At 64.2% G+C, this 14930-nt stretch carries 13 protein-coding genes; 8 read left to right on the top strand and 5 right to left on the bottom strand.

From position 1 onward, the window contains the following. Positions 1-31: 31 nt before the first annotated feature. Entirely contained in the window at positions 32-1285 is a 1254-nt protein-coding gene (locus ACF8GF_RS18935) for an OprD family porin (RefSeq protein ID WP_392487691.1), read from the bottom strand. Positions 1286-1396: 111 nt separating this feature from the next. Further along, on the bottom strand, positions 1397-2737 hold the full coding sequence (locus tag ACF8GF_RS18930) for an MFS transporter (RefSeq protein WP_176682433.1): 1341 nt from the start codon (positions 2735-2737) through the stop codon (positions 1397-1399). A gap of 561 nt (positions 2738-3298) precedes the next feature. On the opposite strand from ACF8GF_RS18930, the gene mrdA reads away from it, so the two are divergent. Continuing rightward, positions 3299-5194 (top strand): penicillin-binding protein 2, encoded by a 1896-nt coding sequence (mrdA, locus tag ACF8GF_RS18925; protein ID WP_392461408.1) that lies wholly within the window; start codon positions 3299-3301, stop codon positions 5192-5194. Between the two features lie 42 nt (positions 5195-5236). Here the strand turns inward: mrdA and ACF8GF_RS18920 are convergent, their stop codons facing one another. Then, on the bottom strand, positions 5237-5863 hold the full coding sequence (locus tag ACF8GF_RS18920) for a glutathione S-transferase family protein (RefSeq protein WP_392519792.1): 627 nt from the start codon (positions 5861-5863) through the stop codon (positions 5237-5239). 281 nt (positions 5864-6144) lie between these two features. Here ACF8GF_RS18920 and ACF8GF_RS18915 point away from each other — a divergent pair, with 281 nt between their 5' ends. Then, positions 6145-6462 carry a DUF2388 domain-containing protein gene (locus ACF8GF_RS18915; protein WP_003256154.1) on the top strand — a complete coding sequence of 106 codons (318 nt, stop codon included), beginning with the start codon at positions 6145-6147 and terminating at the stop codon, positions 6460-6462. Positions 6463-6526: 64 nt separating this feature from the next. Here the strand turns inward: ACF8GF_RS18915 and glcC are convergent, their stop codons facing one another. Then, entirely contained in the window at positions 6527-7291 is a 765-nt protein-coding gene (gene glcC, locus ACF8GF_RS18910) for a transcriptional regulator GlcC (RefSeq protein WP_392487689.1), read from the bottom strand. Positions 7292-7486: 195 nt separating this feature from the next. Between glcC and glcD the strand changes: the two genes are divergently transcribed. The 6 genes from glcD (at position 7487) to ACF8GF_RS18880 (ending at position 13678) form a co-directional block, all read left to right on the top strand. Then, the gene (gene glcD / locus ACF8GF_RS18905; RefSeq protein WP_392487688.1) at positions 7487-8986 is read left to right on the top strand and encodes a glycolate oxidase subunit GlcD; all 1500 of its coding nucleotides are present in this window, start codon (positions 7487-7489) and stop codon (positions 8984-8986) included. After that, the gene (gene glcE, locus ACF8GF_RS18900) at positions 8986-10038 is read left to right on the top strand and encodes a glycolate oxidase subunit GlcE (protein WP_392487687.1); all 1053 of its coding nucleotides are present in this window, start codon (positions 8986-8988) and stop codon (positions 10036-10038) included. Before glcD ends, glcE begins: the two co-directional genes overlap by 1 nt. A gap of 9 nt (positions 10039-10047) precedes the next feature. After that, on the top strand, positions 10048-11283 hold the full coding sequence (gene glcF / locus ACF8GF_RS18895) for a glycolate oxidase subunit GlcF (RefSeq protein WP_392487686.1): 1236 nt from the start codon (positions 10048-10050) through the stop codon (positions 11281-11283). Then, positions 11276-11674, top strand: coding sequence for a heme-binding protein (locus ACF8GF_RS18890; RefSeq protein WP_392487685.1), 399 nt, complete (start codon positions 11276-11278; stop codon positions 11672-11674). Before glcF ends, ACF8GF_RS18890 begins: the two co-directional genes overlap by 8 nt. Positions 11675-11814: 140 nt before the next feature. Next, positions 11815-12153 carry a hypothetical protein gene (locus tag ACF8GF_RS18885; protein WP_176682425.1) on the top strand — a complete coding sequence of 113 codons (339 nt, stop codon included), beginning with the start codon at positions 11815-11817 and terminating at the stop codon, positions 12151-12153. Positions 12154-12244: 91 nt separating this feature from the next. After that, on the top strand, positions 12245-13678 hold the full coding sequence (locus ACF8GF_RS18880) for a PLP-dependent aminotransferase family protein (protein WP_392461400.1): 1434 nt from the start codon (positions 12245-12247) through the stop codon (positions 13676-13678). Here ACF8GF_RS18880 and ACF8GF_RS18875 read toward each other — a convergent pair. Continuing rightward, positions 13671-14867 carry a CynX/NimT family MFS transporter gene (locus tag ACF8GF_RS18875; RefSeq protein ID WP_176682423.1) on the bottom strand — a complete coding sequence of 399 codons (1197 nt, stop codon included), beginning with the start codon at positions 14865-14867 and terminating at the stop codon, positions 13671-13673. The genes ACF8GF_RS18880 and ACF8GF_RS18875 overlap by 8 nt on opposite strands. Positions 14868-14930: the final 63 nt, after the last annotated feature.

Raw genomic sequence — 14930 nt, 5'->3', positions numbered from 1 at the left:
CGGCTGCGCCGGTGTTCGCGCTAAACCCGCCCTACAAGGTCAGCGGGTAGCTGACGATCAGGCGCGTCTGGTCGAGATCACTGTTGAAGCTGCGCCGGTTGGCCGCGTTGTTCAGCCGGATGTTGAGGTTCTTCAAAGCCCCGCTCTGGAAGGTGTAGTTCACCTCGATATCGCGCTCCCACTCCTTGCCATTGCTGCCCGCCGCCGTGGTGGCATTCTCGCCGTGGCCGTAGCGCACCATGGCCAACAGCCCTGGCACACCCAGCGCGGCAAAGTTGTAGTCGTAACGCACTTGCCACGAGCGCTCGTCAGCATTGCTGAAGTTGCCGTTGAACATGTCATTGCCCAGGGTTCGCCCACTGCTGCCGTACACCGACATCCACTGGCTGTCGCCACTGACCTTCTGCAACCCCAGGTACAGCGTGTGGCCACTGTGCGAAGCTGACAGCAAGGCGTAGCCGGTGCGGCTCTGGATGTCGCCGATGCGCGCCTGCCCGTCATCCCGGTCAATGAAGTAGCCCAGGTTGGCCCCCAACCTCCACTCCCCTACCTGCTGGCTGTGCAGCAGGTTGAAGTAGCTTTGCTGGTAGATGTCCTCCAACTGCGCGTGCCAGGCGCCGATCAGTGTTCGCTGCTGGTTGAAGCGGTACTCGGCACCGGCGTAGTTGAAGCCGTCCGAGGTGACCCCGGGCGCGGCCCAGGCAGATAGGTCCTGCATGTCCGAAGAGTGGCGCAGGCTCACCTCGCGGTACTGGCCGGCCTGCAGGCTAAGGCCTGCGATTTCCCGCGAGTCGAGCATGGCGCCACGAAAGGTCTGCGGCAGCAGGCGACCATCGTCGTAGCGCAACAGTGGGACATCCGGCAACAACTCCCCCACCTTCAGCTCGGTCGCGGAAATACGCAGCTTCGCCGCCAGCCCTGCCCGACCGTAGTCGTCGGCCGCACGCCCGTCATCGTGCACCGGCAGCAGTTCTGAGCCACTGGTACCGCGGCCGCTGTCCAGTTTCACGCCGAACAGGGCGATACCGTCCAGGCCAAAACCGATCAGCCCCGGGGTATAGCCCGAGCTGAACTTGAAGATGAAACCCTGGGCCCACTCTTCAACCTTGCCCTTGGCGGCCCCCGGGTCGCGGAAATCACGATTGAAATAGTAGTTGCGCAGTGTCAGCCCGCCCTTGGCTCCTTCAAAGAAGCCCCCTTCATCGGCCCAGGCCGGCAAACCGAGACCAAACGCCAGCGAAACTGCCAGGGCCGAACGGGCCAGCGTACGAGTTGTATCCTTCATTATTATTGTTCTCCGCTTTCAATAGGCGCAGCAGGCCGCCCCAGGCCAGCCTGACCCGGAGCAGGAAGTTGCATTCAGATACCCCGGCCAGGCCGGGTTGCACTCAGTGACTCAGTGACTCAGTGCATCAGCAGGCAGGGTGGACGCCGGCTTGTTCATCGGGCGCAGCAACAGCAGGCAACCCGCGGCAAGCACGAATACGATGGCGAACACGCCATACAGATGCAGGGGTTGCCAGCCGCCATCGAGCAACACGCCAGCCACGGTCGGCGACAGGATCGCGCCCATGCGGCCGATGCCGATACCCCAGCCCACGCCGGTGGCGCGTACCGAGGCGTCGTAGACCACCGGCGACAAGGCATACAGCCCAGCCACGCAGCCGTTGGAAAACAGCCCGATCAGCAGCCCCAATGCCAGCGCCGCAGTGACCGAAGCTCCATTGGCCACGAACAGCACCAGCAGCGCTGCGGTAATGAGCATGAACAACGCCAGCACGCGAGTCAGTGGCCAGCGCGAAGCCAGGCCGCCGATCAGCGCCGCGCCAAGGATGCCGCCCACGCTCAACAGTACGCCGCCGGTGATGCCTTGCTGGGCCGACAAGCCGGAGGCCACCAGCAGTTTCGGCGTCCAGCTCATGACGAAGTAGAAGCCGAACATGACCAGGAAGAACAGCAACCAGATCACCAGCGTGGTGCGGCGCATGGCCGGCGCCAGCAGCTGCCTGAACCCGGTTTTGGCACCCTCTGCCCTTGCGGCAACAGCCGGCAGTTGCGCCAATACCGGCTGGCCGAGGCGCACGGCCAGACGGTTGACCCGGGCCAGAGCATTGGCCGGCCGGCGTGCCAGCAGAAAGTCCAGCGACTCTGGCAACCACAGCAGTACCAGCGGGATCACCAGTACGGTGACGATGCCGCCAAACAGAAATACCGAGCGCCAGCCCCAATGCCCCAGCAGCCATACCGCCAGCAAACCGCCCAGGGTCGCACCCAGCGCATAGCCAGTGGACTGCAGGCTCACCGCCAAGCCGCGCCAGCGTTTGCTGGCATATTCACTGGCAATCACATTGCTGCTGGCCAGGATGCCACCAATGCCCAGCCCAGTCAGACCACGCAGCAGCGCCAGTTGCAGCGGGCTCTGGCTAAGTGCCGAGAGCAGCATGCCGATACCGGACAGCGCCAGGCACAGCAGGATCAGCGGGCGTCGGCCAAAGCGGTCAGCCCACGGCGCGATAAACAGTGACCCGGCCGCCATGCCGAACAAGCCGGCACTGAGCAGAAGCCCTACCTGCGCCCCGTTCAGGTTCCACTCGGCAGACACCGAGGCAGCGGTGAAGGCCATGACCAGCACGTCGAAGCCATCGATCATGTTGAGGATGATGCAAATACCAATGGCCAGGCACTGAAAGCGACCCATCGGGTCGTTGTCCAGACGTTGCTTGAGATCGGTATTCATGGGGTCACCTGCCGGCCAGGCTTGGCCACAGGCGAGAAGAACGATGCGCACACGCAGGCGCAACGGGAGGAACCCTGACGGTTCAGTGCCGCTGGATAGCCATTCATGACTGGACCCTTTTTGTAATTGTTATCGCATACGGCAGGAGGGCTCCGGCCGTTGTCAGGCGCTAATCAACCAGATAATGGATCCACAGACAACGTGACGAAAGCACTGCCTAACAATCAGGCGCAACCAATTTCAGTTCATTGCTAGGAAAAATCATATTTTTTATAAATAAATTCAATAGTTTAGGAATTTACAACCAACGAAACTTGATGTTCGGTTACCGAACAGAATCGATCTGTGGATCCACAAATCATCAAAAACCACCCCTGACTCGCCATCATGACTCCGCAATGAACAAATCTTCATATTCCCCCTCAGCGCCCGGATCATGGGGCACACAGCCGATGCCAGCCAGCCGGCAGCCGGGGCTCGTCTTGAGGGGGCAGTACGGGTTGCGTAGCATCCGCGGCCCGATCGCGCGCGTACTGCTCCCCCCCCAGGATCGACTCACTGATGCCGCAACCTATCCCTCTAAAGGACCACGAAAAGGAAAAACATCTGGTCAACCGTCGGCTTCTGGCCTGCGCCGCCATGGTGTTCAGCCTGTGTGCCGTCCTGGTTGGCCGGCTCTATGTGCTGCAAGTGCTACAGCACGACCAGCAAACGGCCGTGTCGGAAAACAACCGCGTGCACGTGTTGCCCATCGCCCCCGAACGCGGGCTGATCTACGACCGCAACGGCGTGGTACTGGCGGACAACAAGCCCAGCTTCGACCTGACCATGACCCGCGAGCGGGCCGGCGGCGACTCGGCCAAAGTGCTCGACACCCTGACGCAGGTGCTGGGCCTGACCGAAGACGACCGTAAGCAGTTCGACAAGGACCTGCGCCGTGGCCGCAAACCGTTCGAGCCCGTGACCCTCATGGTGGGTTTGAGCGAGAAACAGATCGCCCTGGTCGCCGTGAACCAGTTCCGCCTGCCAGGCCTGGATGTAGAGCCGCAATTCATCCGCGAGTACCCACTGGCCGAGCATTTCGCTCATTCAGTGGGCTATGTGGGGCGCATCAACGAGAAAGAAGCCAAGACGCTCGACAGCACGGAGTACCGCGGCACCCAATCGATTGGCAAGACCGGCATCGAGCGCTTCTACGAAAGCCAGCTGCATGGCCACGTGGGCTACGAAGAGGTCGAGACCAACGCTCAAGGGCGGGTGATGCGTGTACTCAACCACAAGGCCCCGACCCCAGGGCAGGACATAGTGCTCACCCTGGACGCCCATTTGCAGGTAGCCGCAGAAAAAGCGCTGGGTGACCGCCGTGGCTCGGTAGTGGTGCTGGACCCGGCCAATGGTGATGTCCTGGCGATGGTCAGCAACCCCAGCTTCGACCCCAACCTGTTCGTCAAGGGCATCAGCTTCAAACAGTATGCCGCGCTGCGCGACTCCATCGACCGCCCACTGTTCAACCGCGTCCTGCGCGGCCTGTACGCGCCCGGCTCGACCGTGAAGCCTGAAGTGGCGATCGCTGGCCTCGACAGCGGGGTGATCACTCCGGGCAGCCGGGTGTTCGACCCGGGCTACTACGAACTGCCCAACTATCACCACAAGTACCGCAACTGGAACCGCAGCGGTGACGGCTGGGTGGACATGTACACCGCCATCATGCGTTCCAACGACACCTACTTCTACGACCTGGCGCACAAACTGGGCATCGACCGCCTGCACGACTACATGGCCGAGTTCGGCCTGGGCCAGAAGGTGTCGCTGGACATGTTCGAGGAGGCCTCCGGACTGATGCCCTCGGCCGAGTGGAAGCGCGCTACACGGCGCCAGGCCTGGTTCCCGGGCGAGACGCTGATCCTGGGCATTGGCCAGGGTTACATGCAGGTCACCCCGCTGCAGTTGGCCCAGGCCACCAGCCTGCTGGCAAGCAAGGGCGTGTGGCACCGCCCGCACCTGGCCATGACCGTGGGCGGCGACACACCAGTCGACACCCACCCCATGCCCAACATCGTTCTGCACGACAAGCATGCCTGGGACCAGGTCAACCAGGGCATGCAGATGGTCATGCACGACCCGCGCGGTATTGCCCGCGCCGCGGCAGCCGGTGCGCAGTACCGGATTGCCGGCAAGAGCGGTACCGCGCAGGTGGTGGCGATCAAGCAGGGTGAGCGTTACAACCGCAACAAGACCCTGGAGCGCCACCGCGACAATGCCCTGTTTGTCGGCTTTGCTCCGGCCGAGCATCCCAGCGTGGTGGTGGCGGTGATGATCGAGAACGGCGAGGCTGGGGGCCGGGTCGCAGGGCCGGTGGTACGGGAGGTGATGGACGCCTATCTACTGGATGAGCAAGGGCACCTGAAGCCGGAGTATGCGGGCGGCGCACCCACTCGGGGTGTGCCACACACTTGATTTTGCGCGGCCGCTGTGGAGGCGGCCTTAGCCGCGAATGCGTCAGGATGCCGTGCGCGGCATCAGCTCATACGGGTGTTTCCACCCCGGCAGCGCCTGAATGCGGGCTTTCCACGCTTCGATGTGGTTGAACTCTGCCAGCGGAATACCGGTGTCTTCTGGCATGAACACATACCCCGCCAACGACAGGTCGGCGATGGTCAACCGGTTACCGATCATGAATGGCATCTTCGCCAGGTGCGCGTCGACAATACGGTAAGCCGCCGTGGCACGCTCGCGCAGGAACCTCGTGACATCGGTTTCACCAGTATTCTTCAGGCAGAACAGAAAGCGCAGCACAGCGTAGTAGCTGGTGAACTTATGGTTGTCGAACAGCATCCAGCGCCAGATCTCGCGTTTTTCGTCTTCATCGCGGGGCCCGAACTGGCCGGTCTGTTCAACAAGGTATTCCAGGATCAGCGCAGATTGGGTGAAACGCTTGCCAGCGTGTTCCATCACCGGCACCTCGCCCTGCTCGTTCACCTCATCGCGCCAGGCTTGCTCACGGGTCTGGCCATGGAAGAAGTCGACGAACACCGGCTGCCAGTTCTGGCCGGTGAGTTCAAGCATGAGCGCAACCTTGTAGGCGTTGCCGGATTCGGCAAAGCAATGCAGCTTGTAGTCGGACATGGGCGAACCTTCAGTTTCCTTTGAATGATCGGCAGGGCCCTCTGCGGGTTTGCCCGCGAAGCGCCATCCACCCAAGCAAATCACGCGCATCCCGACGCGGTCAATCCATGACGCGCTCCGTCGGTACCTTGAAAACCGTGAGTTCAGCCACCTCGTCAGCAGCAGGTGCACTTTCACCCTCGACACTCTCCAGCCAGGAGCAGGGAACTACCTGAACGCCCCGGCCGTCTTAGAAACTGAGTGGTTTATTTCCCTGTGCTCACGCTACTGGAGAACACAACATGCGCCACCTACTGCTCGCCCCTGCGCTGCTGCTCCTGATGCCTGCCGGCGCTGCCCTGGCCCGCGTCGATGCGGGCGACGTCGCCACCTCGGCCGGTATTTCCGCTTCGCTGTATTCGACCTTCAAGGATGACAAACGGATCATCCCGGCCCGTGACGAACTTTCAGCGTTCGTCGCCAGCGGCGGTGCCATCCGCGGCGCCTATGTGGAGTCGGCGCTTGAACAGGCCCGCAAGGACCATCCAGGGCTGCAGGCCAATGATGAAGAACTGGCCCGGGCCATCCTGTCGCAGGATGACCCTGTGGCTGACCACTGACCATTGCGTAAACCTGTACCGCCTTTCGCAGCGGTTCGACGCAAAAGGGCGGTACAGGGCCACCTCACCCCCAGCCATCCATGCGCATGGTCGCCCTGACCAGGCGCTGCTCTTCCTGCTCGATCTCCCGCAAACTGTCGCGTATACCGTTGATATGCTCACGCGCCGCCCGCTGCGCCTGCTCGGGCAGTTGCTCCATCACCGCGTGGTACAGCCGCGCATGCTGCCGATCAATCTGGCGTTTTTGTGCTGGCCGGCAATACAGGTTGTTGACCGAAGCAAACACGGTGCTCAACGTCAGGTCACTGAGCGATTGCAGGGTATGCACCAGCACCGGGTTATGCGACGCCTCACTGATTGCCCGGTGAAAGGCATGGTCACGACGGGCATGCTCACGGGCATCCAGCGCCTGCGCAGCCTCGTGCGCAGCCAGCATTGCTTCATAGCGCCGGCGGATCAGCAGGCGGTCGACGTCGGTAGCGCGCAACGCAGCCAACCGCGCCGACTCAGCCTCCAGCAACGCCCGGACCTCCAGCAGGTCGAACAGCGTACGCGGTTGCGAACTGAACAGGTGCATCAAAGGCGTAGCACCCGCCGGCCCGGTGAGATCGGCGACGAACGAACCCCGCCCCTGTTCGGTGTCGATGATGCCGCGCCCACGCAAAATGCGCAGGCCCTCCCGCAACGCCGAACGTGAACAGCCAAGCTTCTCCACCAGCCGCCGCTCCGACGGCAGCGCCTGGCCCACCTTGAGCACACCTTCGACGATAAGCCGCTCGACCCGTTCGGCCACCTGGTCGGCGACCTTGACCTTGCCTTCAGTACCCACTGCACACACTCCTGCTGGTAGGACCACTTTGACTTATAGCGCCAATCTAGCCGGACAGAGCCGTGAGTAAACAGCATTGTCCGAAGAAACTGGTAGGACCAGTCAACATCTCACTCGACCCCGGCCGCTAGCACGCGCACGCTGCAACGGTGACCGCTTTGCCAACAACAATAAAAACCGTTGCCGAGTGAGCCGATGACTATCCTGTACGACGAACGCGTCGATGGCGTACTGCCTGACGTGGACCGGGCCGCCCTGTTGCAGGCGCTGCGCGACGCCCTGCCGGACCTTGAAATCCTGCACCGCGATGAAGACCTCAAACCGTACGAATGCGACGGCCTGTCGGCCTACCGCACCGTGCCACTGCTGGTGGCGCTGCCCGAGCGCCTGGAACAGGTGCAGACGCTGCTGAAGCTTTGCCACCAGCGCGGCGTACCGGTGGTTGCGCGTGGCGCCGGTACCGGCCTGTCGGGTGGTGCCCTGCCGCTGGCCAAGGGCATCCTGCTGGTGATGGCACGCTTCAACCGCATCCTTGAGGTCAACCCGCAGGGGCGCTACGCCCGCGTGCAGCCGGGCGTACGCAACCTGGCCATTTCCCAGGCCGCCGCCCCCCATGGCATGTACTACGCACCAGACCCTTCCTCGCAAATTGCCTGCTCAATCGGGGGCAACGTCGCCGAAAACGCCGGTGGTGTGCACTGCCTCAAGTACGGCCTGACCGTACACAATGTGCTCAAGGTGGAAATCCTCACCGTCGAGGGCGAACGCCTGAGCCTGGGCAGCGATGCCTTGGACAGCCCTGGCTTCGACCTGCTGGCATTGTTCACCGGCTCCGAAGGCATGCTCGGTATCGTCACCGAAGTCACCGTCAAGCTGCTGCCCAAGCCCCAGGTGGCGCGGGTGATACTGGCCAGTTTCGAATGCGTCGAGGACGCCGGCCAGGCAGTCGCCGACATCATCGCTGCCGGCATCATTCCCGGCGGCCTGGAGATGATGGACAACCTGGCGATCCGCGCCGCAGAAGACTTCATCCATGCCGGCTACCCGGTGGACGCGGCGGCGATCCTGCTGTGCGAACTGGATGGCGTGGAAGCCGATGTTCACGACGACTGCCAGCGCGTCGCCGCCGTGCTGACGCAAGCCGGGGCCCGCGAGGTGCGCCTGGCCTGCGACGAAGCCGAGCGCGTTCGCTTCTGGGCCGGACGCAAGAACGCCTTTCCGGCCGTGGGGCGCATCTCCCCGGACTACTACTGCATGGACGGCACCATCCCGCGCCGAGCATTGCCACGGGTGCTCAAGGGCATCAGCGACCTGTCCGCGGAGTACGGCCTGCGGGTGGCCAACGTATTCCATGCCGGCGACGGCAACATGCACCCTTTGATCCTCTTCGATGCCAACCTGCCCGGCGAGCTGGAGCGTGCCGAAGCGATCGGCGGCAAGATTCTGGAGCTGTGTGTGAAGGTGGGCGGCAGCATCACTGGTGAACACGGCGTGGGACGCGAGAAGATCAACCAGATGTGCGCGCAGTTCAACAACGACGAAATCACCCTGTTCCACGCGGTGAAGGCCGCCTTCGACCCCCAGGGCCTGCTCAACCCCGGCAAGAACATTCCCACCCTGCACCGCTGCGCCGAATTCGGCGCCCTGCATGTGCACCATGGGCAACTACCCTTCCCCGAGCTGGAGCGCTTCTGATGAGCATGGACCGCGACATGAGCCAGGGGCTGTTGGAACAAGTCAACCAGGCGCTGAACGAAGGTACGCCGCTGCGTATCCAGGGCAGCAACAGCAAAGCGATGCTCGGCAACCCGGTGGCTGGCGAAGTACTCGACACCCGCAACCACTGCGGCATCGTCAGCTACGACCCCACCGAGCTGGTACTCACGGCCCGCGCCGGTACCCCCCTGCGCGAGATCGAGGCAGCCCTGCACGAGGCTGGCCAGATGCTGCCCTGCGAGCCACCCCACCTGGGCCCCGATGCCACCTTGGGCGGCATGGTCGCGGCAGGGTTGTCTGGCCCTCGACGGCCGTGGGCCGGGTCGGTGCGCGACTTTGTACTGGGTACACGGGTGATCACCGGCCACGGCAAACTGCTGCGCTTTGGTGGCGAGGTGATGAAGAACGTCGCCGGCTACGATGTGTCACGCCTGATGGCGGGCAGCTTCGGATGCCTGGGGCTGCTGACCGAAGTTTCGCTGAAAGTGCTGCCACGGCCACGCCTGTGCCTGAGCCTGCGCCTGCCGATGGGCCGCAATGAAGCGCTGGCCGAGCTGGCCGAATGGGGCCAGCAACCGCTGCCGATCAGCGCCGCCTGCCATGACGGCGAAACGCTATACCTGCGCCTGGAAGGCGGCGAAGGGTCGGTGCAGTCGGCACGCCAACGGCTGGGGGGCGAAACACTCGATAACCGCTTCTGGAGCGACCTGCGCGAGCAGCGCCTGGCGTTCTTTACCGACGCCGCCCCCCTGTGGCGCCTGTCCGTACCCACCATCACCGGCGAGCTGGAAATGCCCGGCCAGCAACTGATCGACTGGGGGGGTGCCCAGCGCTGGCTCAAGACCCGCGCACCGGCGCAGGCCATTCGCGACCAGGTCGCCAAGGTAGGTGGCCACGCCACCTGCTACGCCCCCGGTGCAGCCAGCAGCCCGCCGCTGCCGGTTGCACTGATGCGCTATCACCGCGCCCTCAAGCAGCAGCTCGATCCCCAGGGGGTGTTCAACCCTGGTCGCCTGTACCCGGACCTGTGAGACCAGCCCATGCAAACCAACCTTAGCGAAGCATCGCGCCGCCTGGCCCGCGCCGACGAAGCCGAGCGCATCCTGCGCACCTGCGTACATTGCGGTTTCTGCACCGCCACCTGCCCTACTTACCAGTTGCTGGGCGACGAACTGGACGGCCCGCGCGGGCGAATCTACCTGATCAAGCAGATGCTCGAAGGCGAGCCGGTCACCGCCAGTACCCAATTGCACCTGGACCGCTGCCTGACCTGCCGCAACTGCGAAACCACCTGCCCATCCGGGGTGAAGTACCACGATCTGCTGGACATCGGCCGCGCGGTGGTCGAGCAGCAGGTGCCACGCCCGCTCGGCCAGCGCCTGTTGCGCCTGGGCCTGCGTGCGGTGGTGCCGCACCCGGCACTGTTCAATGCCCTGACCCGCAGCGGCCAGGCGCTGCGTCCGCTGCTACCGGCCTCAGTCAAACGCAAGTTGCCGGCGCAGGTCACCACACCCGGCCAGCGTCCGGCAGTGCGCCACGCGCGCCGGGTACTGATGCTGGAAGGCTGCGTGCAGCCGGCCCTGTCACCCAATACCAATGCCGCTGCTGCGCGGCTGCTCGACCGCCTGGGCATCAGCGTGCAACCGATCCGGCAAGCCGGATGCTGTGGCGCGGTGGACTATCACCTGAATGCTCAGGCGCAAGGTCTGCAGCGGGCACGGCGCAATATCGACGCCTGGTGGTCCGCCATCGAAGCGGGTGCCGAGGCTATCGTGCAGACCGCCAGCGGCTGTGGTGCGTTTGTCCGCGACTATGGGCACCTGCTGGAAAAAGACCCCCATTACGCTGCCAAGGCCGCCCGGGTCAGCGCCCTTTCCCGCGATCTGGTGGAAATCTTGCGCGATGAGCCGATCGAACAATTGGCCCTGTGCGCCGAACAGCGCCTGGCCTTCCACTGCCCATGCACCCTGCAGCACGCCCTGAAGCTGGGCGGTGCGGTAGAAGCGTTGCTGACGCGGCTCGGCTTTACCCTGACCTCGGTGCCCGATGGTCACCTGTGCTGCGGCTCAGCGGGGACCTATTCGCTGACCCAGCCTGAACTGTCACTGCAACTTCGCGACAATCGTCTGAATGCGCTGGAAAGCGGTAAACCGCACCTCATTGCCACAGCCAATATAGGCTGCCAGGCCCACCTCGACGGGGCTGGACGCACGCCCGTGCGCCACTGGATCGAAATCGTCGAAGCAGCCTTGAACCCGGAGCCCGCCCATGCATAGCAAGTTCGTTATCGGCCAGACCGAAATCGCCCGCGTACTGACCGCCGCCCGCCAGGAAGCCCAGGCCCGAGCATGGAGCGTGACCATCGCCGTGGTCGACGACGGCGGCCACCCACTGGCCCTGGAACGCCTGGACGGCTGCGCGCCGGCCAGTGCCTATATCGCGCTGGAAAAAGCCCGCAGCGCCGCACTGGGGCGCAAAGAGACGCGGGATTATGAAGAGATGGTCAATGGCGGCCGTACGGCATTCGTGACCGCGCCCCTGCTGACCAGCCTGGAAGGTGGGGTGCCGCTGCGGGTGGAAGGCCAGGTGGTGGGTGCCATCGGTGTATCAGGCGTCAAATCCGAACAGGATGCCCAAGTGGCCAAGGCTGGGGCTGCCGCCTTGTAGATCCTGGGATTCGACCCCGCCTCCGCACCTTAAAGGCATTTCCTACACGAGCCTCAGAAGCGCCTTACTTGATGTCCCTACCCAGAGAAAACATGATCGGCGCTGGAGGACGCAAGGTCGCGATCCAGAGGAGGCTCCGCATGCACCCGTACGCCCGCCCCATCGCCGAACTGCGCAGCAGCCTGCGCGAAATGTTGGCCCATGACATGACCAACCCCGACAACGACCCGCACTTGTCGGGGGTCATGTTCTTCTGCGTCACCGATGAACATTCCCGGCAATTGATCGAACGCATCGAGTTGCTGGCCAGCGAGGTGTTCTTCGACGCGAACGGACGGGCCATTTCAGAGCATATGAAGGCTTCGACGGTAGAAGGCGTGCGCATCAAGCGCAACCGCAACGCGCCGGAAGATGAAACCGTGATACGCATTGCCCTGGCAGAAAAAGGCTACATCACTGTCAGCACCGCCCGGCTCTGAGCGGTTGGCTTGGCATCATCGTAGCCGGTGACAAGCACCTGAGTCGCAGCCAATCCGCTATCCTGAGCAATCCTCCGCTCCGGACCCGCCCATGGAACTGCACATTCGCCTGGAGGGCCGCAAAGGCCTGGCCGATCAGCTTTACCAGCAACTGCGCGACGGTATCGACAGCGGCCACCTGGCCGCCGGCACCCAACTGCCGCCCACCCGCCTGCTGGCTGAACAACTGGGCGTATCGCGCAAGACCGTGGCCGAGGCCTATTCGCGGCTGACCTACGACAACCTGCTCAACGGCGTGGTCGGCCGTGGCACATTCGTCACCCCACGCCATCCGCTGCGCAGCACCGAATCAGCCACCATCCCCCTGGCCGGCGGCGCCTCCCTCGAGCGCTGGCAGCAGCGCGCCACCGTGCTCAGCCAACGCCAGTTGCAGGCGCCATCGCGCTATGACTTCGTCGGTGGTGCTTCGAGCAAGGCCCAGTTCCCCTTCGACCAGTGGCGCAGTTGCCTGAACTACGCCCTGCGCCGTAGCCAGCGCCACCCCGAGCGACAATTCCCGGCTCAGGGCTTGCCGGAACTGCGCGAAGCCATTGCCCACCACATCGCCTACTCGCGCGGGGTGCACTGCAGCGCAGCCGACCTGCTGGTGTGCAACGGCGCCCAGCAGGCGCTGGACCTGATCGCCCGGGTGCTGGTCGAACCGGGCTGCCAGGTGGCCATGGAGGATCCCGGCTACCCGCCAGCACGGCAGTTGTTCCTGGCCCTGGGTGCACGCCTGCAATCGGTGCCAGTGGATGATGAGGGCCTGTGCGTGGAACAGATCGCCGACGGCACCCGGCTGATCTACGTAACACCCTCGCACCAGTTCCCGCTGGGCATGCCGATGAGCGAGCCACGCCGGCATGCCCTGCTTGCGCGGGCCGCCGAGCTGGGTGCACTGATCATCGAAGACGACTACGACTGTGAATTCCGCTACCACGGGCCAGCCTCGGACGCGCTGCAGCGCCTGGACCGGCATGGGCTGGTAGCCTACGTCGGGACCTTCTCCAAGACCTTGCTGCCCGAGCTGCGCCTGGGCTATGCCGTATTACCGCCTGCCGTACTGCAGGCCGCTTGCGTGGCCAAGCACCTCAGTGACTGGCACAGCCCTACCCTGCTGCAGTGGGCGCTGGCGCGCTTTCTTGGCGAAGGCCACCTGAACAAGCACATCCGCCGCTGCCACGAGGTCTACAGCGCACGCCGCGAGCGCATCCTGGCGCGCCTGGGTGGCGATCTGGCACCGTGGTTCCGCGCCATCCCCGCCAGCGCCGGCTTCCACCTCAGTGCCTTGGCTACACACGGGGTGGATGTGGAACTGCTGGCCAACCTCGCGCGCAAGGTAGAGGTCGGCCTGTATTCGCTGGCACCCTTCTTCAGCGAGGCGCCGGTACGCCCGGGGCTGTTGATGGGCTTCGGCGCCATCGAACTGCTGGATATCGACCCGGCGCTGGACCGGGTACGCGATACCCTGCAACGCCTCAGTTGACCGGTGCGGCGTTGCCGGTTGCAGCCGGCCGTGCGATGGCCGCCGCATAGCCGCGCGGGTTGAAGCACGCAGTCACCAGCAGCATTGCCAGCACGGTCACGGTCAACAGCGTCCACGAAGCCTGGAAGTCGCCACTGACATCCCGCAACCAACCGGTGATATACGGCACGATGCCGGTGATGATAAAGCCGATGCCCTGTACGAACGCCGCCAGGCTGCCGGCCTCGGCAGGCGTTTTCAGGTGTTCCAGGGTCAACGTCAGGCACTGGCTGAAGCAGGCACCCAAGCCAAAGCCGATCATGGCGACCCAAAGCCCGGAAGCCCCCGCAGGTACCAGCAAAAGACCCAGGAAGCCCGCCAGCTGGATCGCCAATGCCAGGGACAGACCGGGGCGCCTGTCTGCCCAACGTCGCAGCAGCAGCGGTAGGCCAAGCGCACCGAGCACCTGGAAGACGGTCATCAGGCCCACCAGGTCGGCACCGCCCTGAGCACTGCCGCCGTGCTCGATGTGGTAAGCCGGCAACCAGGCCACCATGCTGGTGTAGCCGCCGTTGATCAGGCCGAAGTACAGGGCCAGCAACCACGCCCGGCGACTGCCGAACCAGTGCCCGCCAGTGGCCGTTCCCAGCTTCGGCGCCTCCTGCCTTGGCCGCAGCACGGCCCACGCCAGCAACGCCAGCACGGCCGGGACCGCCCATACGCCCAAGCCCGCCTGCCAGTAGCCGAAATGGCCGCTGATGTGTGGCCCGAGTACTGCAGCCAGGCCGCCGCCGCTCATCAGTGCCGCCGAGTACAGCCCCATCGCCCCGGCCAGACGCCCGGGGAACCAGCGGTTGACCAGCCCCGGCATCATGCCCTGCACCACCGCCACGCCCAGGCCAGCCACCAGCGCACTGGCGATCAGCGCCCAGGCGCTATCCAGTTGCAGGCGCCACAGGCAGGCCAGGGCAATCGCGGCCAGGCCCGCAAGCATGCCGCCGTGCTCGCTGACCCAGCGTCGCAGCCACGGTTGCAACAAGGGCACCAGGCCCATGCACAGCACCGGTAGCGCCGTCAGCAGGGCAGCCTGCTGGTAACCCAGGCCGGTGCTGGCGCGCATGGGTTCGAGTAACGGGCCGATACTGGTCAGGATCGGCCGCAGGTTCAACGCCAGCAGGATCACCAGCAACAGGTTCAGTGCAGCTCTCATTGTGAATCGGTTCTCTTGAAGCAGGAACTGGCCATTATCCCGGCTCGGCTGACTTGGCAGAAA

The sequence above is a fragment of the Pseudomonas sp. yb_5 genome (genome assembly GCF_043103865.1).
Classification (GTDB): domain Bacteria; phylum Pseudomonadota; class Gammaproteobacteria; order Pseudomonadales; family Pseudomonadaceae; genus Aquipseudomonas; species Aquipseudomonas putida_Y.
The sequence above is the reverse complement of the archived record's forward strand: the minus strand, read 5'-3'. Positions and strand labels throughout refer to the sequence as shown.

What these genes read in the sequence shown, in the direction of transcription:
- ACF8GF_RS18915 (WP_003256154.1), top strand. Translation starts at nt 6,145, where the DNA reads ATGCGCCACCTACTGCTCGCCCCTGCGCTGCTGCTCCTGATGCCTGCC.
- ACF8GF_RS18935 (WP_392487691.1), bottom strand. Translation starts at nt 1,285, where the DNA reads ATGAAGGATACAACTCGTACGCTGGCCCGTTCGGCCCTGGCAGTTTCG.
- glcF (WP_392487686.1), top strand. Translation starts at nt 10,048, where the DNA reads ATGCAAACCAACCTTAGCGAAGCATCGCGCCGCCTGGCCCGCGCCGAC.
- mrdA (WP_392461408.1), top strand. Translation starts at nt 3,299, where the DNA reads ATGCCGCAACCTATCCCTCTAAAGGACCACGAAAAGGAAAAACATCTG.
- ACF8GF_RS18880 (WP_392461400.1), top strand. Translation starts at nt 12,245, where the DNA reads ATGGAACTGCACATTCGCCTGGAGGGCCGCAAAGGCCTGGCCGATCAG.
- ACF8GF_RS18920 (WP_392519792.1), bottom strand. Translation starts at nt 5,863, where the DNA reads ATGTCCGACTACAAGCTGCATTGCTTTGCCGAATCCGGCAACGCCTAC.
- glcE (WP_392487687.1), top strand. Translation starts at nt 8,986, where the DNA reads ATGAGCATGGACCGCGACATGAGCCAGGGGCTGTTGGAACAAGTCAAC.
- ACF8GF_RS18930 (WP_176682433.1), bottom strand. Translation starts at nt 2,737, where the DNA reads ATGAATACCGATCTCAAGCAACGTCTGGACAACGACCCGATGGGTCGC.
- ACF8GF_RS18890 (WP_392487685.1), top strand. Translation starts at nt 11,276, where the DNA reads ATGCATAGCAAGTTCGTTATCGGCCAGACCGAAATCGCCCGCGTACTG.
- ACF8GF_RS18875 (WP_176682423.1), bottom strand. Translation starts at nt 14,867, where the DNA reads ATGAGAGCTGCACTGAACCTGTTGCTGGTGATCCTGCTGGCGTTGAAC.
- glcD (WP_392487688.1), top strand. Translation starts at nt 7,487, where the DNA reads ATGACTATCCTGTACGACGAACGCGTCGATGGCGTACTGCCTGACGTG.
- ACF8GF_RS18885 (WP_176682425.1), top strand. Translation starts at nt 11,815, where the DNA reads ATGCACCCGTACGCCCGCCCCATCGCCGAACTGCGCAGCAGCCTGCGC.